This is a genomic window from Actinomyces respiraculi (assembly GCF_014595995.2).
GTDB lineage: Bacteria > Actinomycetota > Actinomycetes > Actinomycetales > Actinomycetaceae > Actinomyces > Actinomyces respiraculi.
In genome coordinates, this window is the sequence record NZ_CP063989.1 from 736795 (window position 1) to 761542 (window position 24748).

Annotated in this window: 21 protein-coding genes; 10 read left to right on the forward strand and 11 right to left on the reverse strand. The window is 68.6% G+C overall.

Features of this window, described 5'->3' with window-relative positions; genetic code table 11:
• Positions 1 to 275 precede the first annotated feature (275 nt).
• The 4 genes from ID810_RS03025 to ID810_RS03040 are packed head-to-tail and all read right to left on the reverse strand — an operon-like array spanning position 276 to position 4340.
• Positions 276 to 1190, reverse strand: a complete 915-nt coding sequence (locus ID810_RS03025) for an alpha/beta hydrolase (protein ID WP_166855217.1) — start codon at positions 1188 to 1190, stop codon at positions 276 to 278.
• Entirely contained in the window at positions 1187 to 1987 is an 801-nt protein-coding gene (locus ID810_RS03030; RefSeq protein ID WP_166855216.1) for an alpha/beta fold hydrolase, read from the reverse strand. Before ID810_RS03030 ends, ID810_RS03025 begins: the two co-directional genes overlap by 4 nt.
• Positions 1984 to 3339 (reverse strand): sugar porter family MFS transporter, encoded by a 1356-nt coding sequence (locus ID810_RS03035; protein ID WP_166855215.1) that lies wholly within the window; start codon positions 3337 to 3339, stop codon positions 1984 to 1986. Before ID810_RS03035 ends, ID810_RS03030 begins: the two co-directional genes overlap by 4 nt.
• Complete coding sequence (locus ID810_RS03040) at positions 3336 to 4340, reverse strand: ROK family protein (RefSeq protein WP_166855214.1); 1005 nt, start codon at positions 4338 to 4340, stop codon at positions 3336 to 3338. Before ID810_RS03040 ends, ID810_RS03035 begins: the two co-directional genes overlap by 4 nt.
• A 193-nt stretch (positions 4341 to 4533) precedes the next feature.
• On the opposite strand from ID810_RS03040, the gene ID810_RS03045 reads away from it, so the two are divergent.
• Together ID810_RS03045 and ID810_RS03050 are read left to right on the forward strand one after the other, a co-directional pair.
• A complete protein-coding gene (locus ID810_RS03045; protein ID WP_166855213.1) occupies positions 4534 to 5220 on the forward strand; it encodes a GntR family transcriptional regulator in 687 nt (228 codons plus the stop codon).
• Positions 5221 to 5307: 87 nt separating this feature from the next.
• The gene (locus ID810_RS03050) at positions 5308 to 5556 is read left to right on the forward strand and encodes a VOC family protein (RefSeq protein ID WP_235931575.1); all 249 of its coding nucleotides are present in this window, start codon (positions 5308 to 5310) and stop codon (positions 5554 to 5556) included.
• A 7-nt stretch (positions 5557 to 5563) separates the two neighbouring features.
• Here ID810_RS03050 and ID810_RS03055 read toward each other — a convergent pair whose 3' ends face one another.
• Positions 5564 to 6205, reverse strand: a complete 642-nt coding sequence (locus ID810_RS03055) for a DUF6597 domain-containing transcriptional factor (protein ID WP_195858799.1) — start codon at positions 6203 to 6205, stop codon at positions 5564 to 5566.
• Between the two features lie 136 nt (positions 6206 to 6341).
• Between ID810_RS03055 and ID810_RS03060 the strand changes: the two genes are divergently transcribed.
• The 4 genes from ID810_RS03060 (at position 6342) to ID810_RS03075 (ending at position 11761) form a co-directional block, all read left to right on the forward strand.
• The gene (locus ID810_RS03060; RefSeq protein ID WP_166855211.1) at positions 6342 to 6755 is read left to right on the forward strand and encodes a TfoX/Sxy family protein; all 414 of its coding nucleotides are present in this window, start codon (positions 6342 to 6344) and stop codon (positions 6753 to 6755) included.
• 75 nt (positions 6756 to 6830) lie between these two features.
• On the forward strand, positions 6831 to 7541 hold the full coding sequence (locus ID810_RS03065) for a DNA alkylation repair protein (protein WP_166855210.1): 711 nt from the start codon (positions 6831 to 6833) through the stop codon (positions 7539 to 7541).
• Positions 7542 to 8225: 684 nt separating this feature from the next.
• Complete coding sequence (locus ID810_RS03070; RefSeq protein ID WP_166855209.1) at positions 8226 to 8531, forward strand: nucleotidyltransferase family protein; 306 nt, start codon at positions 8226 to 8228, stop codon at positions 8529 to 8531.
• Positions 8532 to 8830: 299 nt separating this feature from the next.
• Complete coding sequence (locus ID810_RS03075; protein WP_166855208.1) at positions 8831 to 11761, forward strand: ATP-dependent helicase; 2931 nt, start codon at positions 8831 to 8833, stop codon at positions 11759 to 11761.
• A gap of 17 nt (positions 11762 to 11778) precedes the next feature.
• Here ID810_RS03075 and ID810_RS03080 read toward each other — a convergent pair whose 3' ends face one another.
• From ID810_RS03080 to ID810_RS03090, 3 genes are all read right to left on the reverse strand, one after another.
• Positions 11779 to 11946: a hypothetical protein gene (locus ID810_RS03080; protein ID WP_166855207.1), complete on the reverse strand. Its 168-nt coding sequence runs from the start codon at positions 11944 to 11946 to the stop codon at positions 11779 to 11781.
• 329 nt (positions 11947 to 12275) lie between these two features.
• Positions 12276 to 13574: a glycoside hydrolase family 125 protein gene (locus ID810_RS03085; protein WP_235931574.1), complete on the reverse strand. Its 1299-nt coding sequence runs from the start codon at positions 13572 to 13574 to the stop codon at positions 12276 to 12278.
• Positions 13564 to 14289, reverse strand: coding sequence for an HAD family hydrolase (locus ID810_RS03090; protein WP_279586923.1), 726 nt, complete (start codon positions 14287 to 14289; stop codon positions 13564 to 13566). Before ID810_RS03090 ends, ID810_RS03085 begins: the two co-directional genes overlap by 11 nt.
• A gap of 260 nt (positions 14290 to 14549) precedes the next feature.
• Between ID810_RS03090 and ID810_RS03095 the strand changes: the two genes are divergently transcribed.
• A complete protein-coding gene (locus tag ID810_RS03095) occupies positions 14550 to 16121 on the forward strand; it encodes a metallophosphoesterase (protein ID WP_166855205.1) in 1572 nt (523 codons plus the stop codon).
• Positions 16122 to 16147: 26 nt separating this feature from the next.
• Here ID810_RS03095 and ID810_RS03100 read toward each other — a convergent pair whose 3' ends face one another.
• From ID810_RS03100 to ID810_RS03110, 3 genes are read right to left on the reverse strand one after another with little or no spacing between them, the layout of a single operon-like run.
• A complete protein-coding gene (locus tag ID810_RS03100) occupies positions 16148 to 17185 on the reverse strand; it encodes an alkaline phosphatase family protein (RefSeq protein ID WP_166855204.1) in 1038 nt (345 codons plus the stop codon).
• Positions 17182 to 20370, reverse strand: coding sequence for an alpha-mannosidase (locus ID810_RS03105; protein ID WP_166855203.1), 3189 nt, complete (start codon positions 20368 to 20370; stop codon positions 17182 to 17184). Before ID810_RS03105 ends, ID810_RS03100 begins: the two co-directional genes overlap by 4 nt.
• Before the next feature lie 43 nt (positions 20371 to 20413).
• Positions 20414 to 21166 carry a DeoR/GlpR family DNA-binding transcription regulator gene (locus ID810_RS03110; RefSeq protein ID WP_166855202.1) on the reverse strand — a complete coding sequence of 251 codons (753 nt, stop codon included), beginning with the start codon at positions 21164 to 21166 and terminating at the stop codon, positions 20414 to 20416.
• A gap of 352 nt (positions 21167 to 21518) precedes the next feature.
• Here ID810_RS03110 and ID810_RS03115 point away from each other — a divergent pair, with 352 nt between their 5' ends.
• Genes ID810_RS03115 through ID810_RS03125 form a run of 3 tightly spaced genes read left to right on the forward strand, consistent with a single transcriptional unit; the run spans position 21519 to position 24694 of the window.
• A complete protein-coding gene (locus ID810_RS03115; protein ID WP_166855201.1) occupies positions 21519 to 22811 on the forward strand; it encodes an ABC transporter substrate-binding protein in 1293 nt (430 codons plus the stop codon).
• A 9-nt stretch (positions 22812 to 22820) separates the two neighbouring features.
• Positions 22821 to 23786 (forward strand): carbohydrate ABC transporter permease, encoded by a 966-nt coding sequence (locus tag ID810_RS03120; protein ID WP_196781518.1) that lies wholly within the window; start codon positions 22821 to 22823, stop codon positions 23784 to 23786.
• Positions 23783 to 24694, forward strand: coding sequence for a carbohydrate ABC transporter permease (locus ID810_RS03125; protein ID WP_166855199.1), 912 nt, complete (start codon positions 23783 to 23785; stop codon positions 24692 to 24694). The genes ID810_RS03120 and ID810_RS03125 overlap by 4 nt, the downstream gene beginning before the upstream one ends.
• The last annotated feature ends 54 nt before the right edge of the window (positions 24695 to 24748 follow it).

The window sequence follows — 24748 nt, forward strand, 5'->3', positions numbered from 1 at the left end:
GATTGAACTGGCGTGGACAGATGGTGGAAGGTGGGCCCGCCAACAGTGTTGGCGGGCCCACCGGGTCGCCGAGGTGAGGGTGTATCAACGCCCTCGACTATCACCTGTTCCCACCGTTCCGGTGGGGCCCGCGGTCCCGTTGCAGAACCATCCGGTGATTGACCTCGGGAGCGTGATTGACGTACCGGCAGTGACAGCCAGGGCTCCGCGCTGGAAGGCCTGTGCCGCCTGGCAGGAGACGATGGGACCTCCGTGGAGCGCTTAGATGATGTCACTCATGTCCTGGCGTCAATGAGATCAGCCAGTCGTCCGAGAACCAGCTCCCGTGCCCGCTCGGCAACCCCTGGTCCGTTGAGACCAAGGATTCCATGGCAGGTCCCGGGAAGCAGAACTGCCTCGGTTGGGACATTCGCCTCAGTCAAAGCCCTGGCAAAAGCGAGATCCTCATCCATGAGGGGATCGCACTGGTTCGCGAGAAGGAACGTCGGCGGAAACCCTGAGAGATCGGCCTCCCTGGCGGGAGCCGCATGAGACGTCGGCTCATGATCGCCAAGATATGCTGACCATGAAGCCGTTGCGTTCGGCAGGTCCCATACGGCCGTGCTGGTGGCGTTCCGCATCGAAGCCGTATTGAGACGGTCGTCGAGAACCGGCTCAATGAGGAACACATGGTCCGGCATAGAGGCGTCCGTGTCTCGGCAACGAAGAGTTAGTCCCGCGGTCAGGTTTCCTCCGGCTGAGTCGCCGTAAGCGATCCACGTCGCTTCAGGATACTGCGTGATGACCCATGTCCAGGCTGCAACGCAGTCCTCGAGAGGAGTTGGAAAAGAAGACTCCGGAGCGAGTCGATAGTTCGGGCTCACGACTGTTGCGCCGGTACGCAAAGCCAGAGTCGCGTTCCATGCGTCGTCATACTTGGCCTGGCCGGCGACGAAACCACCACCATGAATAGACAGGATGACGGCGTTTGCGCCGTGCTGTGGGGCGTGAACCCTCAGTTCGAGCTCCTCGCCGTCGCTCGGTACAGTGACAATCGTGCGGGTAAGCCCATCAGGGACCGGGGTCTCGTGATCGAGGATCGCTGCCCCGGCTGCACGCATCGCCAGTGGATCCCAGGTGGTCTGCGGCGGAACGTCCGCGGCCGCTGTAGACACTTCAGGATCAATAAGTCGGGTAGGGTCGAGAGTCACGACGCCACCTCCTTCAGGAACGAGTCACAGACCGCATAGAAGCCCTCGGACTGGTCGCGGCGTACGCAGTGCGACGCGCCAGGAACCACGGCCGTACGAATCTTGGTGTTGCCGAGCGCCTCAACCTTCTCCAGCCCGGAAGGCCCGATGAGGACGTCGTCGCCGTCGGACGTGACGAGAAGTGTAGGCGTGGCCAGGGCCGATGCCGTCTCCGCCCAGGAGGTGCTGGGGGAGACGATGCCGGTGCTCACGAAGTCTCGATCCACTTGGATCTTGCCTTGCAACCATGCGCAGGACTCCTCAACGTCCCACGCCGGGTAGTTCTTCCGGTTCTCGGTCAGCGCCTCGCCAGGGTGATCTGAGATCCATGCCATGCGAGTGGCCAGTGCTGGCGCATCGTTGCTGTAAGCGGTCCTCTGACTCTCGGAGAGCCAGGCAGGATCCTCCAGCACGAGTGCGTCGACGAGATCCGGACGGCGAGCGGCGGCGGCAGCGGAAACCGCACCACCCATCGAGTGGCCGATGAGAATCAGTGCAGTATCGTGCTGGCGGCCCTCAAGGATGGTGATGAGATCCTCGACCATGACCTCGATCGGATCACTCAGCTCTGCGGGGCTGAAGTGGGAGGAGACGCCGTGTCCACGTGCATCAATCGATGTGACATCGTAGTCGCTCCGCCAGTGCCGGTGCGCGGCTGCGAGTGATGCCGCGTTGTCGGTGACGCCGTGACTGAGGAACAGTTGAGGCGCTCCGGCTCTCATAGTGCGGATACAAGCGATCCCAGTTGCTTCCCTCATGCTTCGCTCCTTACATACTCGCGCTCGATGTCCTCCAGTGTCTTACCGCGTGTCTCAGGGATGACCTTGAGGGCGAAGACGGCCAGCAGCGCGGTCGCCACGGCATAGATCCCGAACGTGCCCGCTCCGCCGAACGCGTCGAAGAGGCTGAGGAAGGTCAGCGAGACGATGAAGCTCAGTGTCCAGTTCACTCCGGTGGTCAAACTCATCGCCGTGGCGCGGATCCGCAGCGGATACAGCTCGGACGGAATGATGAAGACAACGATATCCAACCCGACGGCGACGGCAGCGATGTAGAGGAAGATGCAGGCGACGCCAATGAAGGAGGTTGTGCCGGACGTGGTCCCACCCATGAGCAGGAAGGCGAAGACGGCCAGGCAGATCGCTTGTCCTGCGGCACCCGCCGCGAGCAGCTTGGTGCGGCCGACCTTGTCGACCAGTCCCATGCCGATAACGGTGAAGATGATGTTGATGACCCCAATTCCGACCGTGGCGAGAAGTGCTGACGAGGAACCGAGCCCAGCACTCTCAAAGATCGACGGGGCGTAGTAGACCACGGCGTTGACGCCGGTGAGCTGGCCCAGGATCTGCAGCCCGACTCCTGCGATGAGAACGCGACGCAGCCGGGGGTCGAGCAGTGCCGTCCACCCATCGGACTGGGTGGGCTCGTCTGTGGATCGAATATCGTCCAGCTCTGTCTTAACCTCCTCCGGCGTGCGGTACTTCTCCAGCACCCGCCGGGCCTCGTCACTACGGCCGTTGACGGCGAGCCAGCGCGGCGACTCCGCCAGGCTGAGGACTCCGATACCCAGGAGGACGGAGGGGACGACCGCCAGACCGATCATCCAGCGCCAGTCCTGATTGATACCGGTCAGAGCATAGTTCGACAGGAAGGCGAGCATGATACCGGAAACGATCATCAGCTGGTTGAGGCCGACCAGTCCGCCTCGTAGATGTGCGGGGGCGAGCTCGGAGATGAAAACGGGGACGATGTTGGAGGCGCATCCGACCGCCAACCCGAGGATGACTCGAGAGACAACCATGATCGGTACTGATACTGCGAAGGCGGCCATGAGTGAACCGATGACGAACACGGCCGAGGCTGCCAGCAGGACAGGACGGCGACCGAACTTGTCGGACAGACGACCGGAGGACATCGCCCCCAGTGCGGCTCCTACAGTGAGAGAGGAGACGACGACGCCGGACGTGAAGGGTGTTAGCCCGAAGTAGTCGCTCATGGCAGGAAGCGCTCCGGAGATGACGCCGGTGTCGTAGCCGAAGAGCAGACCGCCCAGGGCGATAATGGACGCGGCCCAGATGACGTGGCCGTTGCGAGTTCCAGACGATGTCATGGTCGGACGTCCTTCACTTCCGTGATGATGTCAGACATGGGAGAGCTCAGGGCGAAAGCTGCAGCGCCGAGCAGCGCTGCCTGTGAGCCTCGGGTGGCGGTGGCGATGGGGGTGCTGGCGACGACATCCATGGCGTCATGGGCCACGCCTTGCTTGACTGCGTCAAGCCATCCGCTGTATGCCTCGGTGACGCCGCCGGCAAGAGTGACAAGGTCGACGTCGATCGTGTTGAGTAGGCTGCCAATGACTCTGCCTGTCGCGAATCCGGCGGTTCGGTATGCTTCCTGAGCGGCAGCGTCACCCTCACCTGCGGCTCGGGCCAGGCATCTGCCATCCTTCGTGACCGCATCGCTGGCGTTCAGCTTCTTGGCAAGGCGTAGAATCCCCGGTCCGGAGGCCAAGGCCTCGATGTGGCCGGTGCGCCCGCAGGTGCACTCCAGACCCTCTGCCTCGCTGACGCCGATGTGTCCAAGATGGCCGGCGGCTCCATGAGAGCCCTGGAGGAGGCTCCCGTTGGTCACGATACTGCCGCCGATTCCGGTGCCGACGGCCACCATCATCATTGAGTGGTAATCGCGGCCTGCCCCGAAGAGAGCCTCCCCCAAGCCGTGCGCGTGCGCGTCGTTCAGGGCGCGGAAGGGGACGGAGAACTCGGCAGCGAAAGCCGCAGCGAGGTCGGCTCCTTTCCATCCCGGGATGGTGTCGGTGGCGTGAGTGACGACGCCGCGGGCGGAATCGATGACACCACCCGCCGACATGCCAATGGCCTCAATCGTGATGTCCGGATGGCTCGCGAGTACCTCCTTGGTCACCTGGATGGCCGCAGCTAGAACGCCGTCGCTACCGTCGGAGGTGACAGTTGGAGTTGTTGCTGACTCAATGATCTCAGCGTCGGTACCACTGATGCGCACCAGTGCGGCGTTGATCTTGGTACCGCCGATATCCAGTGCCGCGACGTTGTGCGGGGTGGCGACGTCGTCCCGATGTGGTGGGGACTGCATGAAATTTCACTCTCCTTTGAGCTAGTTTCGAGCGAGGTCGGGGGATCGAGATCTCCCGTATGGCAGGCCTGTCACCGCGGCCGTGCGGATCACCCTATGGTATAGTCTCCAACCATAGGGTGATTGATGCGTATGGTACACCCATGACGGGCGGAGGGGAACGGCTCGATCACGTGCGGGGGGGGGGGGCGTTGTGCATAAGTACGAGCTTATTCGTGAGGCCATCGCGGCGATGGCGGCCGAGGCTGGACCCGGGGCTCGTCTGCCCACCGAGAAGGAGATGGCTCGACGCTTCAACGCCTCAACGATGACGGTGCGTCGCGCGCTGCAGATGCTCACGGAGAGCGGCGTGCTTCGTGGGGTGCCCGGGAGGGGTACCTTCGTAGCGCGTTCTCGCGTGACCAAGGTGGCTCGCGTGTCCGCCTCGTTCACCGAGGCGCTGCAGGCCTCGGGGCGTCGAGCAAGTAGTCGGCTCGTCTCGGCAACGTTGCGGCCGCCTATTGATGAGGCTGAGGGCGACTTCTTTGCCGTCGGTGAGGGGGGATTCGTCGTCGAGGTGCGGCGCGTGCGCCTGGGGGACGGGATTCCCATCGGGTTCGAGTCTGCTGTCCTCAATGCGGCTATTGTGCCCCAGATTCTCGGATATGACCTCACTGGGTCGTTGTACGAGTTGATTGAGCGGCAGTACCGGCTCGAGATTGAGCGCACCGGCGTCGTCGTGTCCTCCCGGCTCCCAGACGAGTTCGAGGCGAAACTGCTTGAGGTGGAGCCCACTGAGCCGTGTCTGCAGACGGTTGTCACCGCCCAGGTCTCAGGCGGGCACAACCTTGAGCGTACAGTGGCGCTCTATCGCGGCGACATGTATGAGCTTGCTATCTGAGCCCGTATTCGGGACGAGTGCGATTCACTCCGGCCACCGTGTGGCAGATGCCCCCGCATGGTCTCAACGCCTTCGTCAGCGCGAGCAGTGCCTTCCGCTCACGTCATCCGCTCCTTCCACCCCGACTACGCCCTACCCACGGGTGGGCACCGCATCGCCCTGGCCTTTCGCCAGGAGAGCCCTGAGGCGGTCGATGACCTCTACTCCAGGCTCACCGCCGTCGGCTACGAGGGAGTTGTTGAACCCTGGGACGCCTTCTGGGGACAGCGCTACGCCACCGCGCTGACCCCCGACGGCAACGCCGTTGACCTTTTCGCCGTCCTGCCCTCCCACTGACGCGGGCTCACGCCCACCAGGCTCGTGAAGTCCCGGCACATATGGGCCTGATCGGCATAGCCCGCCTCGGCCGCGCCCGTGCCAGGTCAGTGCCGACGGTGATGAGCGCCCGGGCGCGCTCGGCTCGCCGGATACGCAGCAGCGTCGCATAGCCGTAGCCGAAGGTGCTCAGCATCCGACGGCGCAGCGTCCTGTCGGAGCAGCCCAGGCGACGCGCCGCCTCCGAGGCCCGCAGTCCCGCAGCTGCTGCCCTCGATACCAGGAGGGACCACGGCTCAGGGGCGTCCAATGCTGGTCGTAGGGGAGCGAGCTCTGCGTGCGGTGCCGCCGACCCCCACGCCCTCAGCATGAGGTCGCGCAGGTTCGGAGGCCCGCTGACGACCGAGTCCAAGCTGAGGGACTGGTCCCGCAATTCCGGCAGGCAGTCCGGCAGGAGCCGCAGGGCCGTGCCCGCGGACAGCCTCAAGCCGAGCATCCCCTGATCGCCGGTCGCCGAGGAGCGCAACCAGCGGGTCTGCGGACCGCATATCCATACGGCCCCGCTGTCGGCGATGAGGTCGACACAGCCATCGGCGGGGACCTTCGTGGGGGCTCCGTTCTGGGACCGCCACACGACCGCCCCGGGCCCCAGGGAAGTCTCGGTGAGCACGCCACCATGGTGGCACAGGCCAGTCCACGCATGCGGGGCGCCGGGCGCGGACCTGTCCGTTTCATCCAAGCCCGCCGTGACTCTGTGCGTCTACCGTGGTTTCGTTGAATGGTAGCCGCTCAGAGGAGGAACCAGCATGGCAGCCACGCAGGAGCGAGGTGCAGGCGGGGCTGCGCGTGCCGATGGCCGTGTCCTGTCCGACGCCGTGGCCAAGGCTGCCGCCAAAGCGGCTGATAAGGCCCTGGTCGAGGAGCTCCTCGAGGCCCTCCAGCCCCTGGATGCTCGGGCGCGCGCCATGTTCGGCGCCTGGATGGTCTACATCGATAACAAGCCCCTGGGGATGGTCGGGGACGGCGGCATCTACATCAAAAGGTCGGGCGCTGACGGCCGCTTCGACGGAACCGCCCGCCTGGCACCACCGTATCCCGAGGCCAAGGACCATTGGCTGTTGGATCCGGTGCTCCTGCGCGAGCGCCCTGACGACGTGCGCGACCTCCTCGCCGCCGTCGCCGCTGCCCTTCCCTCGCGCTCCGAGCGCAAGCGGCCATAGCTTCTGGCCTGACGCGGAACGCGGCGGGCGGGATGGAGCGCTCCCAGGTTCCGCCGGATCTGAGACACTTGCGCTATGACTCCCACAGGTGAGGCCGAGGAAGCGATGAGGGCCCTCGTTCGTGACCTCCGCGAGGCCTTGGCCGCCGCGGGGGACCCGGCCCGCGCCGAACAGCAGCGCGCCTACCTCAAGTCCGAGATGGACATGTACGGCGTCGGCGTCCCCGCCACCCGCAGGCTTGCGACGACGACCGCCGCCGCCCACGCGGATCTCTGGCGCGAGGCCGCCACCTGGGAGGCCGCGCTGCGCCGCCTGTGGGACGACGCCACCCACCGCGAGGAGCGCTTCGCCGTCCTGGCGATCATCCGCTCCAAGCACTCGGCCGCGTACGCCGCCCGCATGGAGTCCCTCGTGCTCTATGAGCACCTGCTGCGCACGGGGCAGTGGTGGGACCTCGTCGACGAGACCTCCCACGCTGTGGGTCTTGTGGTGCGCGCCCACCCTGCGGCGGCCGCCCGTATGCGCGCCTGGGCCGCCGACCCCGACCTGTGGGTGCGACGTAGCGCGATTATCTGCCAGCTCCAGCACAAGGGGCACACCGACCTGGGCCTCCTGACTGACGTCATCGAGGCCAACCAGGAGGATCCGGAGTTCTTCATCCGCAAGGCCATCGGCTGGGCGCTGCGCGACTACGCCCGCACCGACGGGAACTGGGTGCGCGCCTTCGTCGAGACCCACCCGGGCCTGTCCGCCCTCAGCCGCCGCGAGGCTGTCAAGCACCTGTGAGATCGGCGGCCGACCGTATCTCGTCCTGGGTGGTCGCAGGGCCGACGGCGGGGCGGGTGTCCATGCGGCGGACATGATCGGGACCTCGGCGTCCTCGCGGGTGTGTCCCGTAGCGTGGTGGTGGTTGCCACGGGGGCCTGTGCGGTAGGGCTTGCACGCTCACGCTTTTCGACATCTGTCGCAATCCGCAGGATCCCGCGGTTTTTTCGAGTGGCGTTTTCGAGTGCTTCGGCTCCCATGTGCATGGGCAACCTCCACGCACATGGGAGCCAAAAAGGCCGTTTTCGGCGAAACGGCTCAAATGGCGGAATAGCAACGAAAAGTCCGAATTCGTCGAATCACACCAGTCACATGAGCGTGCAAGCCCCCTCTTGGTGGAGGCCGAGCGGGGCGGAGCCGGGGACGGGCGAGCGGGTGCCCACGCAGCGGAAACCACCGGCACCTCGCACATGTCCGCCCAGCACTCGCCCCGGCCCGCCCCCGCCAGCGCGGAGTTCGAGGGCTACGGGCTTGAACTCGCGGGGTTCTGCGGCCGCGCACCGGCCGACCACCCACCTCGAGCAGGCACACCAGACACTTCCTTTTCAGCCGCCAGAAGCGGTCCCCCTTGCGACCGTCGTTGACACCTGGGAGTGGTGTCGCGGTGGTGTCTTAGGGCCGGGAGGCAGATGAGACACTCACGCCATGCTGAGTCCTGAGACGCCTCTTCCAAGCGCGCCGCTTCTCGCGCGAGCCTGCCAGGAGCATGGCGCTGCGCGGTTGCACCTGTTCGGCTCGGCCACGACGGATCGTTTCGATCCTGCGAGCAGCGATCTGGACTTCCTCGTTGACTTCCTCCCGGGGCGCGCTGACCGGCTCGCTGATGACCTGGGATTCCTGGGCGGCCTTGCCCGCTTGACGGGGAAACCCGTCGACGTGGTGATCGCGGAATCGATGCGGAACCCGTACTTGGCTGCTCTTGCGACGGCAGAGGAGCTGTATGCTGCCTGACTCCCGACACCTTGTGGTGTCGGCGCTAGGCACTGAGCCGGTGAGAGTGGGGCTACGAGCGGGGTGCGTGTCACGCACCCCTAGTGAGAACGTTTCCCATGTGGGTGGTTTCGTGGAATTTCGCGGTTTCTGCGGTGCGACGGCGGACCGGGCGAGGTTCTACTAGGCAGATGGGGCGAAGGTCTGGCAGACAGATCGGCTGGTCCCGACGGCGACGGGGCCGACGGCGATCGGGCGCGCACCGTCGTCGAGACCCGCCCGTGAAACGCGTCGGTGGGCGCCAGTAGGCTGGACGCAGTATGAACGCGATGGACTCCCTCTTCGGCTCCCTGCCCATGCCCGGCCAGAAGGGCGGCGCCACGCCCCCGGCCGAGGCCGCCCTGCCGGCCCTCGCCCCGGTCTCCTTCGACGCCGACGACGGCTGGGCCGACTCCCTGCTTGACACCGAGGCCCCTGCTGAGCCCAGTTACGAGTCCGACGCCGAGCCCCCCTCCGCCGAGGAGCACGACTCCGTTGCCGACACCTGGGAGGAGCGCCAGGCCGAGACCGCCGCCCTCGTCGCCCGCGCCCAGGCCAGGGCTGCCGCCGCGCGCGCCCAGGCAGGAGCGCCGGACCCAGGTCCTGCGGGAGGCGGCTTCGGCCGGGGGCGGGGCCTCGCCGTCGGCGATCCCGCCGCCCTCACCCGCGGCCTCAACGGACCCCAGGCCGCGGCCGTCACCCACGCCGGAACCCCCCTGCTCATCCTCGCCGGGGCTGGAAGTGGCAAGACGCGGGTCCTCACCCACCGCATCGCCTACCTACTCGCCACCGGCCGTGCGCGCCCGGGCGAGATCCTGGCCATCACCTTCACCAACAAGGCCGCCGCCGAGATGCGCGAACGCGTCGCCTCCCTCATCGGCCCGGCCGCCGAGCGCATGTGGGTCTCAACCTTCCACTCCGCCTGCGTGCGCATCCTGCGCCGCGAGCACGACGCCCTGGGACTGCGCTCCACCTTCTCCATCTACGACGCCGCCGACTCCCAGCGCCTCATCACGCTCGTCGTGCGCGAACTCGGCATCGACTCCAAGCGCTTCACCCCCAAGACCTTCGCCCACCGGATCTCCGACCTCAAGAACGAGCTCGTCACCCCCGCCGCCTTCGCCGAGCGCGCCGTCACCTCCAACCCGCTCGAGCGCCACCTCGTGGAGGTCTACCGCACCTACCAGGCGCGCCTGGCCGCCGCCAACGCCCTGGACTTCGACGACCTCATCATGCGCACGGTCCAGCTCTTGCAGACCCGGCCCGCCATCGCCGAGATGTACCGACGTCGCTTCCGCCACGTCCTGGTCGACGAGTACCAGGACACCAACCACGCCCAGTACGTGCTCGTGCGCGAGCTCATCGGCGGGCCCGGCACTTCGGGCGCCTCCTCGCCGCTCGCCCAGGGCGAGCTGACGGTCGTGGGCGACTCCGACCAGTCGATCTACGCCTTCCGCGGCGCCACCATCCGCAACATCGAGGAGTTCGAGCAGGACTACCCCAGCGCCCGCACGATCCTGCTCCAGCAGAACTACCGCTCGACCCAGAACATCCTCGACGCCGCCAACGCCGTCATCAGCCACAACACTGGCCGCCGCAAGAAGGAGCTGTTCACCGACTTGGGCGCGGGAGCCCCCGTCACCGGCTACGTCGCCGACTCCGAGCACGACGAGGCCCGCTGGATCAGCCAGGAGATCGACCGCCTCGCCGACGAGGAAGGCGTGCGGCCCCGCGACGTCGCCGTCTTCTACCGCACCAACGCGCAGTCGCGCGCCCTGGAGGAGGCCTTCCTGCGCTCCGGGCAGCCCTACAAGGTGGTCGGCGGCACCCGCTTCTACGACCGCCGTGAGGTCAAGGACGCCATCGCCTACCTGCGTGCGGTGGACAATCCCGACGACGACGTGAGCGTGCGCCGTGTCCTCAACGTCCCCAAGCGGGGCCTGGGGGACAAGGCGGAGGCCGCCCTGGCCGAGCACGCCGCCCGCCACGGCGTCTCCTTCGGGCGGGCGGTGGCCGACGCCGCCGGGGCGCCGCGTCCGGCCGAGTCCGGGGCCGGTGCCGGAGACCTTGACGCCCCCGGCACCGAGCCGCCCGCCGTCGAGGGCCTGACCACCCGGGCGCGCACGCAGGTGACCCGCTTCCACGAGCTGCTCGCGGGCCTGCGCCACCAGCTCGCCGCGGGCGACGGTGTGGCCGACCTGCTCGACTCCGCCCTCGACGCCTCCGGCTACCTCGCCGAGCTGCGTGCCTCCGATGACCCGCAGGACGCCAGCCGCATCGAGAACCTGGCCGAGCTGCACGCCGTCGCCACCGACTTCCAAGCCGCCAACCCCGACGGCGCACTGGCGGACTTCCTCGAGCGGGTCAGCCTCGTGGCGGACGCCGACCAGCTGCCCGACGCCGCGGACCTGGCCGACGATGAGGCCCGCCAGGCCGCCGAGCAGGGGCAGGTGACCCTCATGACCGTCCATACCGCCAAGGGCCTGGAGTTCCCGGTCGTCTTCGTCACCGGTATGGAGGACGGCACCCTCCCGCACGCGCGCTCCCTGGTGGAGGAGACCGAGCTCGCCGAGGAGCGGCGCCTGGCCTACGTGGCCCTCACCCGCGCCCGCCGACGCCTGTATGTCACACGGGCGGCGGTGCGCTCCGCGTGGGGTGCCGCCCAGGCGATGCCGGAGTCGAGGTTCCTGTCCGAGATCCCCTCCGAGGTCATGGACTGGAAGCGGCTGGCCTCCTCCATGGACGCGTTGCGCGGGGGCGGGACCGGTTGGGGCGCCTCATGGGACGAGGGGGGCTTCGGCTCCGGGCTGGGCTCCTACCGCCGGGGCAGCGCCTCGGCGGACTACTCCGACGACGACTTCGCCCCCGCCGTCGGATCGGGGCGCGCCGGCGGGCGCTCGGGTCGGCTGGGGCGTGTGGAGACCTCCCAGGACCGGGTGCAGGCCAAGCGCGAGGCCGCCCGGGCCCGGCGCGGGGCGGCGGTGCCCACTCGCCTGGACGGTTCGTCGACGTCGGACCAGGAGACCCTGCCGGAGGCGGTCGCGGGCCTGCGGACCGGGGACCAGGTGCGTCACAAGAGTTACGGCGTCGGCACGGTCGAGCGGCTCGGGGGCTCGGGCCGCTCGACGACGGCGCACGTGACCTTCACGATCGACGGCGCCCGGGTCACCAAGCGCCTCGTCCTGCGCCTGGCGCCCCTGGAGAGGATCTGAGGGGCGCCCGCAGCCGCTCAGGGCGCGATGGTGGAATCAAGCAGATCGAGGAAGCTGAGGTCGTAGCCCTCGGGCGGGCTGGGACCGCGCGCGTACTCGGCCAGACGGGCCGCGGTGGGGGCGTTGGCCGTTCCTCCGGGACGGCTGAGAGTGAAGTAGGTGGTCGGGCGGGCCGCCGACAGCACGGCCCCCAGCGGCAGCCGCCGACTCAGGACCCATGTCAGGCCCGCACCATCGGCGCCGACTGGCTGCGCGCGCTGGGGATGGTGCCCAACGAGTACATGTTCTACTACTATCTCAACCGGGAGTCCGTCGCGCGCAGGGCGCCGCGCCGAGGACATCGCCGACGGGGGCTACCAGCAGGTGGCCCTGGACCTGATGACCGTGATCGCCACTGTCAAGGTCTGCGAGGAACTGGTCATCGATGCCGCGCTGCACGGGGACCGACCGGACTGCGCAGGCTTCTCCCAGGAGAAGTACGCCAGGTCGGCACCCGCCGCCCGGGAGCGCGGGCTTATGAGCGCTCGGTCAGATCCATCATGAGCTCGCAGGCCATGGAGTTCGACCAGGAGAACCACGGACGGGTGAACTCGCTCGGATCGTCCGGGTTGAAGCTCTCGTGGGTCATGCCCGTGCCCCCATCGGTGGCGAGGATCGTCTCCAGGCAGGCCCGCGCCTCCTCCACGGTGCCGGTCAAGCCCTGAACGGCCAGGGCGATGTGCCACACGTACCCCGGCGGGGTGTGGGGAGAGCCGACGCCGCGCGCCCAGCGGCCGGTGTTGAAGAAGGGATTGTCCTGCGACAGCACCCACCGGCGCGTGGCCAGGTACTGCGGGCTGTCGGCGGCGACGTCGCTGACCAGGGGCAGGGACAGCAGTGAGGGCATGTTCGCATCATCCATGGCCAGAGTCGCGCCCAGGCCATCGACCTCGTAGAGGTAGCGCTCCCCGTCGCGCCCGAAGCGGTCCACGCCGCCGGAGATCTCCCCGGCCAGGCCGGTCGCCCGTGCCGCCAGGGCCGGGTCGTCCCACACCTTGACGGCGACCTCGGCGATGGCGCCCAACGCCGAGACCGCCATGAGCTGGGCGGGGATGTTGTACCCGTGGACGGCGGCGTCGTCGGAGGGGCGGAATCCGCTCCAGGTCATGCCCGTGACGGCCACCGGGGCCCCCGCGCCCCCGCGGGGGAGGGTATCGGCGGGCTCGCCGGGGCGCACGTGGCGGTAGGTCGAGCGCGAGTGATCCTGCTCCAGGGCCCACAGGTCGACGATGGAGCGGGCCCCGGCATGGACCGTCTCATCAAGGTGGGAGCTGTCACCGGTGCGCAGCCACAGCTGGTGGGCCAGGCGCACAGGGAAGGCCAGGGAGTCGACCTCGTACTTGCGCTCCCACACCCCCGGGTGGAGGTCCAGGTCTTCGGGGTCGAAGTGCGCGCCATTGGGGGCGATGTTGAAGGCATTGGCGTACGGGTCCAGGCCGATGCAGCGCCACTGCTCCCTCACCACGCCGCGGATTGTCTGGGCGACCTCGTCCAGGTCGAGCAGACGCATGAACGGCAGGACCTGCGCGGAGGAGTCCCGCAGCCACATGGCCGGGATGTCGCCGGTGATGACGAAGACCCGCTCCTCGTGCCAGCGCATGGTTGTCTCCCACGTGTCCAGCATGAGGGACGCGAAGCGCTGCCCCGCCACCGGGCCGCAGGCGCGGGCGATACGTGCGCCCCACGCGTCGAGTGCTGCCCTGAGGGCGGCCCCCGCAGGGTTGGTGCGGGCGCGCCCGGGTTCCGTCCCCGCCAGGATCTGATCACCGCTCACGAGGAGTCCTCGGGTTCCAGGAGGTGATCAGCTCATCGCACAACGAGGACACGTTGACGTGCCCCGTGCTGGGCAGACCGATGGTGATGAGGAAGGCCCCGGCGTCTAGGGCGGCTCGCGCCCCCATGGGGGAGTCCTCCACCACGACACAGCGATCGATGGCGGCCCCACAGCGGCGGGCCGCCTCGAGGTAGATGTCGGGTGCGGGCTTGGGCTGGGCGACGTCCTCGGCCCCCAGGGCGGCGCTGAGCCGGTCGCTCCACCCCAGGGCCGCCACCGTGCGCTGCACCACCGCGGAGGGGGAGTTGGAGGCCACGGCGATTGGCAGTGCGGGGTCGAGGCGCTCCAGGAGATCGACAGCCCCGGGCATGGGGCGCATGAGCCGTCCCAGCTCCTCGTCGAGCAGGGCGCGCAGGCGGCCGGTGGCCGCCGCTTGGTCCGCGTCGGCGAATTCCGCCAGGTGGGCATCGACCAGGTCGTCCACCGTGCCGCCCGGGATGACCGGGGCCCGGTTCCGGCTCCCGGCCTCAGCCCACAGCCGGTCGGCGGCGGCGATCCAGGCGCGCTCGGAGTCGACGAGCGTGTCGTCCATGTCGAACAGGATGGCCTCAATGGTGCTGGGCAAGGACGGCGGTGCAGTGCGACGAGGGCCTGTGTCCTGCGGCGGGGAGCAGGGGCGGTCGGTGTCGGGGCAGGGCCCGGGCGTGAGCGTCATTGGGGGACGTGCTCCTGTCGGATCGGTGGGACGAGGACGGTGGAACGGCCAGAGGGCCTTACTGGGGCGTGCGGGTCCAGCCTCAGGCGGGGCCGGGCGCGGTGGGCGATTGACGCCCCCAGGGGCGGATGTGGGCGTGCCTGGCCACGGCTACCATGGCGGGCGGCGCCGCGGGGCAGCGCAACGGAGCATCCGCGGCAGATCGGCGAGGCGCGGGCGGGATCGGGCACGGCGCGCATCCGGGCACGGGAGGAGACGACATGGCGCGCGCAGCCATCCTGGTCATCGGGGACACCCAGTACCTCTTCGACGGCCAACGCATGAGGCCGGACCTGCTGGCACAGACCTTCAGCCGGGCCCGCGACCTGGCCGAGCAGTGCCAGGCGGGGCCGATCCTCCACGTGGTTCACGTCGGCGATGTCACCGAGCATGGGGACAGGGCCGAATGCGAGGCCGCCGTTGAGGTGATGGGGGTGGGCTGCCAGTTGCTGGGGGTGGGAGCTACCGTGGTGTCCGGCAACCACGACATCGATCAGCGCAGTGACGACTCCAGGGGACCCACTCCTTTCCTCAGTGCCTTCGGTGCCCAGGGCGAGCTGGCCCATACCCTGGGAGCCCAGGCGGTTGACGACGGCGCGACGATCGTCCCCGGCCCCGGCGGGTACTCCAGCTGGCAGGTCCTGGAGGTCCCTGCGCCGGGGACCCGCGCCCGGTGGGACGGCGAGCGGCTGGGGGTTCTGGGGCTGGACTGGCGGCCGAGCGCTGCGACCCTGGAGTGGGCGGACGACCTGCTGCGCACGCACCGCCACCTGCCGACGATCCTTATCACCCACGACGTCGCCATCCACCGCAGGACGCGAGGCGGCGCCCCCTGCGGTCCGGGGGAGCTGACCGAGCACGGCCAGCGCATCAACCGGATGCTGGCCGACCACGACCAGGTGTTCCTGGTCCTGGGCGGGCACGAGTGGCCCTCCACACGAGTGGTCGACGACGGCGGACGCGAGTTCCACGCCGTCAACTACCAGGACCTGCCCTACGGAGGGGCCGGGGCCGCAAGGCTGTACTGCCTGAACACCGACCGGGGGGAGTGCGAGGTCATCTCCTTCGCACCCACCGGGCACGACGAGGACCTCATCAGGTCGGTGGCCGCGCGCCGCCGCCTGGCCCTGGCCCGCCCCGAGGACCAGTTCCGCTTCGCCCTGCCCCCAGCGCTGGGAGGCGGGAGCACGCCCTGGCAGGCGCGCGGACTCGACCTCCTGCTCGACCTGGACCGCCGCAGCAACCCCGCCGGGGCCTGCGGGAACGAGGCCCAGGAGATCAACCTGCCCTTGGCCGGACGGTACGTCATCGAGCTCCGGGCGGCCCTGCCCGCCTCCATGCCCGAAGGCTGGCAGGTCCTGCTGTCCCGGCTCGCGCACCGGGCACCGGCCCCCGACGGCTCCCCGGAGCCGCTGGCGGCGCTGAGCCTGTCCACGGAGAACTTCGTCGGCTGGCAGGCCTACCTCGCCCGCAGACCGGGTAGTGATGACGAACCCGGCTGGACCGAGACATGGCAGACCTCCCACGAGCTGGAGGTCGGCAGCCAGGTGCGGATCGTCGTGTCCGGGGGTACAGGCGATGCCCGTCAGGCCGCCTCCTGCGGGCTGTGGGTCGACGGGGACCGGGTGGGCCGTTCCGACGGGCAGGAGATCCTCTCGCTCCTGCCGGGACCGTGGCGGTGGCGTATCGGGGCGGGCGAGTACGGGGGCCGCCCGACCGACCGTTTCGGCGGGCGCATCACGGTCCTGCGCGTGTGGGGCCGAGCCGACACAGAGCACCGGTCCGCGCCCTGACCACGACCCAGAGTGTTGGGACACCCTCACCATTCGAAACGAGGATCGCGTGTGGGCCCCTGAGGGGAGATGTCACGGACAACGCCGAGCCCGGGCGCTTGCCAGGAGCCCTGAGTCGCACCGACGCACTCCAGGAGCAGGCCCATCACCTCGTGGGAGCGCACCGATTGTGGGCGCGTGGCGGCCTCAGGCAGCCGGGAACCGACGCGGTGGAGGACGAGGAAGGCCCTGCGCACCTCGACCTCATCCTCGCCGTGACCCCCCTCGGGCTTGTGCCCGTGATCGGTGGTCACCGCGATGAGCCAGTCCTCGCCGAGCTGCTCGTGGCGCTCACACACCGCCTTGACCAGGTAGCGCGTGGTCTCGTCGACCTGACGGATCTGCCGGTGGTACTCGGGAGAATCAGCGCCGTGAGCGTGGGCGACGGCGTCGGCCCCCTCGAAATAGACGACGGCGCCATCGGGTCCCTCGTGCAGGAGCTTCCATGAGGCCCAGGTCCTGACGGCGTCGTCGGAGGAGAGCAGCGACTCGAGGCTGCCGTCGTGCCCGGGGTGGAAGAGCTGGTGCTGGCCCGTACGCTGCTGATCCACCCGCGAGTGGATGATCGGCCCCGGCCCGCTGGCACAGGTGAAGGCGTCCCAGGTCGCTGCCGCGATGGTGCGCGCCGCTGGATTGGCGAAGTACAGGCGCGAGAGCACGTCGGGCCGCCGGGCCAGGTCGTGCCCGACGAACTCGTTCCACCACACGTTGCACTCCTCATGGGTGGAGCCGGTCAGGATGGAGGCCCATCCCGGACCCGAGTCCGTCGGCGGCGTCATCCACATGGGGATGACGCGCCCCTGACTGGAGTCATCGCCGCGCGCCAGTCGGCACAGGGTGGGGGCCAGGTTCTCGGGGGCTGAGGCCAGCGCCACCGTGTGGTCGGGGGCCGGCCCGTCGGGGGCTGCGGCGAAGCGCCGCTCGCCAGGGTGGTCGGGCTGGGCGAAGGCCGGGTCTGCCGCGACCAGATCGGGCATGGCCAGGTCCGCGCGCACGCCGTCGAGGCAGATGAGGAGGAGCTTCATGCGCGAGTCACCTTCAGGGTCAGGATCTGGAAGGGGTGCAATGTCAGTCGCACGGGGCACTGCGCCGCCACGGGGCCGGTCGGCAGGTCCTGCGTGGGCTCGTCCACTGGGTCCTCCAGCAGGTCGACCTCCTGGAGGCACTCGGCCTTGCAGCCCAGGTACAGGTCGACCAGGCTTCGGGCGCCGGCGTCCTCGTGGAGGCGCACGATGAGGGCGCCGCTGCGATCGAAGGCCGTCTTGACCGTGTCGATCACCGCCGCCGAGCACGGTGCCACACCTTCCAGACGGGCCGGCGCCTGGAGCTCCACCGCCCCCCTGAGCTGGCGCACGGGCTCGTTGAGGCGCTCGGCGGCGTGCCGCGCGCGGGCGCGGTCGGCGCCGACCAGCAGGCTGTAGCGAAGCACGTGTGCGCCCCGGTCGGCCTCGGGGTCGGGAGCCTGGGGGGAGCGCAGGAGAGTCAGGCGCGCGTTGACCCCGCCGGTCGGCCCGCTCGGCCCGCCGCCGTAAGGGCTCACGTCGTGACCGTAGGAGGACTCGTTGATCAGCGCCACCGCGTAGCCGGGCTCGGCCAGTAGCAGCCAGCGGTGGGCGCTGGTCTCGAAGCGCGCCTGGTCCCAGGAGGTGTTGGGGGCCAGGGGGCGTTCAATGGAGCCGAACTGGATCTCGCCGACCGAGCGGGTCGCCCGCACCGCGAGCGGGAAGTCGACCTTGAGCACGCGTGCCCGCTCCTGCCAGTCGATGTCGAGCGCCAGGTCGACGGCCCGCGAGTCGGCGTCGAGCGTGATGGTCTGCTCGGCACGTGAGGAGCCGAAGGAGCGCCGCACCCGCACCCTCGCCCTGAGGGGGGAGCTGACGACGACGTCGATGGACTCGGTCGCATCCAGTGGCAGGCGGTCGTGACGGTAGTGCTCCTGGAGCTCCCAGGCATCGAAGCAGCTGGGGTGGTCGGGGTGCATGACCAGGCGGTTGGCGCTCTGCCCGGGCAGGAGGAGATCACGGCCCTCGACGAGGTCCTGCACACGGTGCAGGTTCCCATCGTCGCCGATGAGCACCCTGACAAGTCCGTTGTCCAGGACCAGGCCCTGCGGGCAGCGGGTCAGGCTCACCGGGTGGTCCGGTGCGGCGCACACGCCCTCCAGCGGTGCGGCGCTGCGGCCCTCAAGCGACACCATACGCAGTCCGCTGCCGCAAGCGGCGGGCAGCTCGATGACCTCGCGGCGCGGATGCGGAGAGGAGTTGACGATCGTGACGCGAGCCTGCGCCCCGCCGTCGTCGTCCTGGGCACCGGCCAGGGCCGACCAGGCGCGCTGGGCGAGGTCCTCGATGTCCGCGGCCAGGCGTGTGTACTCCTGACGGGCCTCGCGGTTGACCCAGGAGGTGAATGAGCCGGGGAGGATGTCATGGAACTGCAGGAGCTCCGTGCGCTGCCACAGGGCCTCGATCTCCTCGTGCGGGTAGGTGGCGCCCTGCCGCTGCGCCTCCAGTGCGAGCCATTCCAGCTCGCCCAGCGCCGCCTCGGTGCGTCGGTTGCCCTGCTTGAGGGCGTGGTTGGAGGTGTAGACGCCGCGGTGGAACTCCAGGTACATCTCCCCGCTCCACACGGGGGCCTCATCCTCGTAGGTGATCGCCGAGCGGTGGAAGTCCTCCGGGGACTCCATCCGGATGACGGGGGCGTCCTCCAGGTCGGCGAAGCGGTGGATGCGTTCGACCATCTCGCGCACCGGCCCACCCCCGCCGTCGCCGTAGCCGAAGGGGAGCAGGGACGTGGGTGTGCGTCCCTTGTCCTTAAATCCGCGCTCGGCCCTCACGACCTCCTCGGGGCTGACGATCGAGTCGTAGCAGTCGACCGGGGGGAAGTGCGTCCAGATGCGGGTACCGTCGATCCCCTCCCACCAGAAGGAGTGGTGCGGCATGACGTTGGACTGGTTCCACGACATCTTCTGAGTGAAGAACCAGGTCATCCCGGCCAGCCGAGCGATCTGCGGCAGGGCGCCGGTGTATCCGAAGGAGTCCGGCAGCCACAGGCACCGTGGGCGCACCCCGAGCTCACGCTGCATCCAGCGCAGGCCGGAGGTCAGCTGGCGCACGAGGGATTCCCCGCTGGGCAGGTTCGTGTCGGATTCGACCCACATGCCGCCGACCGCATGCCATTGGCCGGCCTCAATGAGGTCGCGCACGCGGGCGAAGATCTCGGGTGAGCCCTCCTTGAGCCACTGATAGTGCTGGGCGGAGGTGCAGGCGAAGTGGAAGTCGGGGTACTCCTCGGCCAGGGCCACGACGTTGGCGAAGGTGCGCACCACCTTGCGGCGGGTCTCGCGCAGCGGCCACAGCCAGGCTGAGTCGATGTGGGCATGCCCGACGGCGCTGAAGCGCTGGGCCGAGGAATTGGCTCCGGAGGCCACCAGGGGGGCCAGGACCTGCCGGGCGGCCCCGGCGGCCTCGACGATGCCGCCCGCGTCGACCAGGTCGGCGGCCCGCTCCAGGGCGCGCAGCAGGAGTGCGCGGTGGGTGGAGTGATCGGGAAGGGTGCGCATGAGACCGTCGAGGACGTCCAGATCCAGGCCCAGGTGCCACACGTCGTCGTTGCGCACCACCAGATCGGCGCCGCCGAAGCGCCAGAGCATCTCCTCGCTGCAGGTGAGGACGTCGCCGTCGAGGGTCGGACGGTTCATGTACTCGCCCATATTGGGGTTGGCGGCGGCCTCGACGTACAGACCCACGTGCCCCTGGGCGTCGATGAGGGGCGAGCCGGCGGCGGCCAGGCGCTCGGCGATGGGCGTGGCGGTCAGGCGGACGGTCCGGTTCATGGGGTTGAGGCCCTTGACGGGGTGCCCGTCACCGGTGAAGACCATCCCCTCGGACTGGTTGCCCGCCCAGTCGCCCTGGAAGCCGAGGTCGACCCGCAGCTCGAGCCTGTCGCGCTCACAGGGGCTGAGGTCGTCGGGTGCGGTGGCCTTCAGGTGGATCCACCACGTGCTCCAGGCCGGCCCCCACCAGGTGCCGGCGGGCAGCTGACGATAATCCCCTTGCTCGTGGCGGGCGTGTGCCTCCTCGAAGGGGACCGGCTCACCGGGTGCTCGCCAGGCGGTGGCGTGCACGGGCGCCACCGACCGGTAGACGCATCGCGCCAGGCGCTCGCGGAGCTCGTCGATGCGCTCCTCGATCAGCTTGCGGTTGTCGTGCACGGTGTCTCCTGGAGTCTGGGGTGGGGCGGGGTGTCGTTCGCCGTCAGGCCGTGATGATGCGGGTGGATGAGTCCTTGCAGGCTGCGGCCAGTTGCTCAGCGACGGTCGCGTCGGTGATGATCCCGTCGAGCGCGCCGACGTCGAAGGGGGAGGAATCTCCGCGTCCGGGGAGTTTGTGGGCGTCGCACAGGAGGTATCCGGCGCTGGCCGCCTGGAGGATGGCCCTCTTGATCGCCGCCTGCGAGTAGGAGGTGTCCCGAATCCGCCCGCTGTCGGACACCCCGGAGCAGCCCAGGAAGGCCACGTCGGCCTGCTGGTGGGCCAGGGCGTCGATGACGGGGATGCCGTCCAAGCACTGGTAGGGCTCAGACCAGTGTCCGCCGAGGAGGGTCAGGTTGATGTTGGGCCGGTTGCGCAGGTGCTCGAAGACGGGGATGGAGGCGGTGATCGCCGTCAGGCGTTTGGAGGCCAGCGCCATCGCGGTGTAGAGCACGGTGGTGCCGATGTCGAGGATGACGGTGTCCCCGTCGTTGACCAGGGCCGCGGCGGCGGTCCCGATGCGCTGCTTGGCGGCGCCGTTGCGGCTGACGGCCTCCTGGAAGGGGTCGTCGACGCCGACGGCGACCTGCGCCCCTCCCCAGGTCCTGGTCACCACTCCGGATTTCTCCAGGCTGATGATGTCGCGCCGCACCGTGGCCGGGCTGACGGCCAGGGCCTCGGCGATCTCGGTGATGCTGGCGCTTCCGCGGGCCTGGAGGAGTGCGAGCACGGACTCCCTGCGGATCGACTTCAGCATGGACCGAGACTAGCTGACCTCGTTCAGAAATGTGCAAAGTTGATCAATACCGTCAGGGTAGGTCATGTGTCGCCGCGAGGTGATAGGCTTCACGCGCCGGTTCCATTCCAACGGAGGAAGGCGCTTGTCAATCGGCTTGTTCTCAGACTTACTGGGCGGTTCGCCGAAGGGGGCGACGCTGTGGGGGGCGTGGCGTCCGCTGCGGTGCTGGTGCGAGGCACTCGGATCGTCGAGTTTTGCTGCGCAGGTTCCCGGGCGACATGACAAAGTTTGATCAATTTTCGTCTCGGGTGGTCGAGGCGGGTCGGCAGGTCCGTGCGGCGGAGCTGCCCGAGGAGATAAGGAGACTGCGATGCAGGTGTCACGGCGCACTCTGATGCGAGGAGGGGCCCTGAGCCTCGGCTTACTGGGGGCCGGAGCCATCGGGGGGTGCTCGACCGCCGCGCCCGGCTCCGGCTCCTCAGCGGGGGACGAGCTCGTGCTGTGGACCTGGCCCGAGGGCTTCGGGCAGGAGGTCCTCAAAGCGGTGGCCGCGCAGTTCCCCGACCGTCCCCTGCGTCAGGACATCATCGGCGGGGACTTCAAGCAGAAGCTGACCACGACCTTCACCGCAGGATCCGGCCTGCCCGACATCACCGGTGTCAAGGGCGAGGACATCGCCTTCTTCCGCCAGCACGCCGACTACTTCGTCGACCTCAACACCGTCGGCGCCCAGGACCTCAAGGGCGCCTTCCTGGACTGGAAGTGGGCCCAGGCCACCACCGCGGACGGCCGTCAGCTCGGCATCCCCATCGACATCGGCCCGACGGCGCTGTTCTACCGCTTCGACGTCTTCGAGGAGGCCGGGCTGCCCTCCACCCCCGAGGATGTTGCCGCCGCCATTCGGACCTGGGAGGAGTACTTCGAGCTCGGTAAGGAGCTGCTCGCCGCCCGTCCCGACACCTACCTGGTGCGCAACTGCTCCGGCATCTTCGACATGGTCTGGCCCCAGTCCGGACAGGGCTTCATCGACGAGCAGGGGACCTACATCGGCGATGGTGATCACATCCGGCACGCCTGGGACACCGCGCTCAAACCCCTCGATGCGGGGATTGTGGCCAAGGTCCAGTCCAACACCGCCGACTCGGCGGCTGCGGTCAATGAGGGCCGGATGCCAGCGGACCTGGGCGCCTCCTGGCACCTGGCCGATCTCATGGTCGATGCGCCCTCGACCGCGGGCACCTGGCACGTGTGCCAGCACCCCGGCGACGCCATCAACATCGGGGGCTCTTTCCTGTCCATTCCGGCCGGGGCGAAGGACCCGAAGACCTCCATGGAGTTCATCAGCTTCATCCTCAACCCCGAGAACCAGGCCCTGGAGTACGTGGACAAGGGCAACTTCCCCTCCGCCCCTGAGGCCTTCGAGGACCCCAGGATCACCGGCGAGGTCGAGTTCCTCGGCGGCCAGAAGGCGGCGGAGATCTTCGGTGCGGCCGCGGAGACGGTCCCGGTGCTCTACGAGGACCCGAACCAGTCAGCAGTTCAGGCCCCCTTCATCGCCGAGATCGACCTCGTGGAGTCCTCTGGCAAGGACCGCGACGAGGCCTGGCGGGACGCCGTGGAGCAGTCCACGCGCATCGCCGAGCAGGTCGGCCTGACGGTCTGAGACGCGATGGTGCCCCCACGATCCGGTCGGGCGGGCGTCCTGGCCTCCCGCCGTCGCACGGCGGGGGGAGGCGGTCGGCGCTTTCGCCGGGCGCTGCCCCAGTACGCGGCGATCTCGCCCTATTTCTTCTTCTTTCTCGCCTTCGGGGCGATGCCGATGGTCTTCACCATGCTGCTCGCCTTCACCAGCTGGTCGGGCCTGGGGGAAATCCACTTCATCGGATGGGAGAACTTCCGGTACCTGCTCACTGACAGACTCTTCTACAAGGCGCTGTCGAACACCCTCATTCTGTGGGTCATGGGCACCGTCCCGACGCTGACGCTGGCGACCATCGTGGCGCTCATGCTCAACTCCACCCTGCGCTGGTCGACCGCCTACCGGGTCATCTACCTGGTGCCCAACGTGACCTCCATGGTGGCTATGGGCATCCTGTTCTCCTCGATCTTCTCCAGCCGGTTCGGACTGGCCAATGCGATCGCGAGCGCGCTGGGCGCGGGTCAGATCGCCTGGCTCCAGACCGAATGGGGGATCAAGATCGCGATCTCCTGCCTGACTACCTGGAGCTTCGTGGGGTACAACGCCCTGCTCATCCTCGCCGGGCTGCAGGCCATCGACAAGACGCAGTACGAGGCTGCTGCCATCGACGGCGCCAACTCCTGGAAGATCTTCTTCAGGATCACCCTGCCTCAACTGCGGCCCATCGTCCTGTTCATCACGCTGATGTCCACCATCGGCTCGCTGCAGTCCTTCACCGAGTCCCAGGTCCTGACCTCCTCCACCTCCTCGGGGGCTGCCTCAGCCGGTGGTGTGGGGAACTCGGGCCTGACCATGGTCATGTACTTCTATGCCGTCGCCTTCCAGGAGAACAGGTACGGATACGGCGCCGCCATCGCCTGGGGCGTGTTCGTCGTCGTCATGTTCTTCTCGGCCATCAACTGGATCGTCACCAAGGAGCGGAAGGACAAGAGGGTATGACCCTGTCCTCCAGAACTGTCTCGTCCTCACTGGCGGGGCCATCGGCCGGCCCCCGCCCGCCCGAGCGACGGCGTCGGGGCCTGTCCCGGCGCGGCAGATGGGCCGTGGTGCGCCATGGGGCCCTGATCATGGGCGCCCTGGTGTCCATCTTCCCCTTCTACTGGATGATCGTGCTGGCCACCCACTCCTCCGAGGTCATCTACCGCTTCCCCCCGGTGCTCACGCCCGGAGACCTGTTGGGGAAGAACCTGGCGTCGATCTTCTCGCGGATCAACATCTGGGCGGCGATGGCCAACACGGTCCTCGTGGCAGCCACCGTGACCTTCCTGGTCCTGCTCATCGCCTCCCTGGCCGCCTTCGCCTTCGCCAAGTACGAGTTCGCCGGCAAGAAGGTGTTCTTCGGCATCATCATGGCCACCTTCCTGCTACCGGCCCAGCTGGCCACGATCCCGCAGTTCCTCCTCATGAGCCGACTCGGGTGGGTGGGTGATCTCAAGGCGCTGATCGTGCCCTCCCTGGCCAGCGCCTTCGGGGTGTTCTGGCTGCGCCAGTACGCCTCCAGCGCGATCCCCAGCGAGCTGCTCGAGGCGGCCAGGATCGACGGCTGCGGGTTCTGGCGCCAGTACCTCCACGTGTGCCTGCCTATGATCCGTCCGGCGCTGGGGTTCCTGGGGATGTTCACCTTCATCGGGTCCTGGAACGACTTCCTGTGGCCCTTGATCGTCCTCAACGACCCCTCGCGCTTGACGCTCCAGGTGGCCCTGAGCCAGCTCAAGACGGCGCACGGGACCGACTACGGCATGCTCATGGCCTCCGCCCTCATCTCGATCGTCCCGCTGCTCGTCATCTTCTTCGTGGGAGCCAGGCAGTTCATCGCCGGGATCACCGAAGGCGCGCTCAAGAACTGAGCCGGTGGCGCCGGTGGGGGCCTGAACCGCCCTCCCGGCGCCACCGCCCCGGCG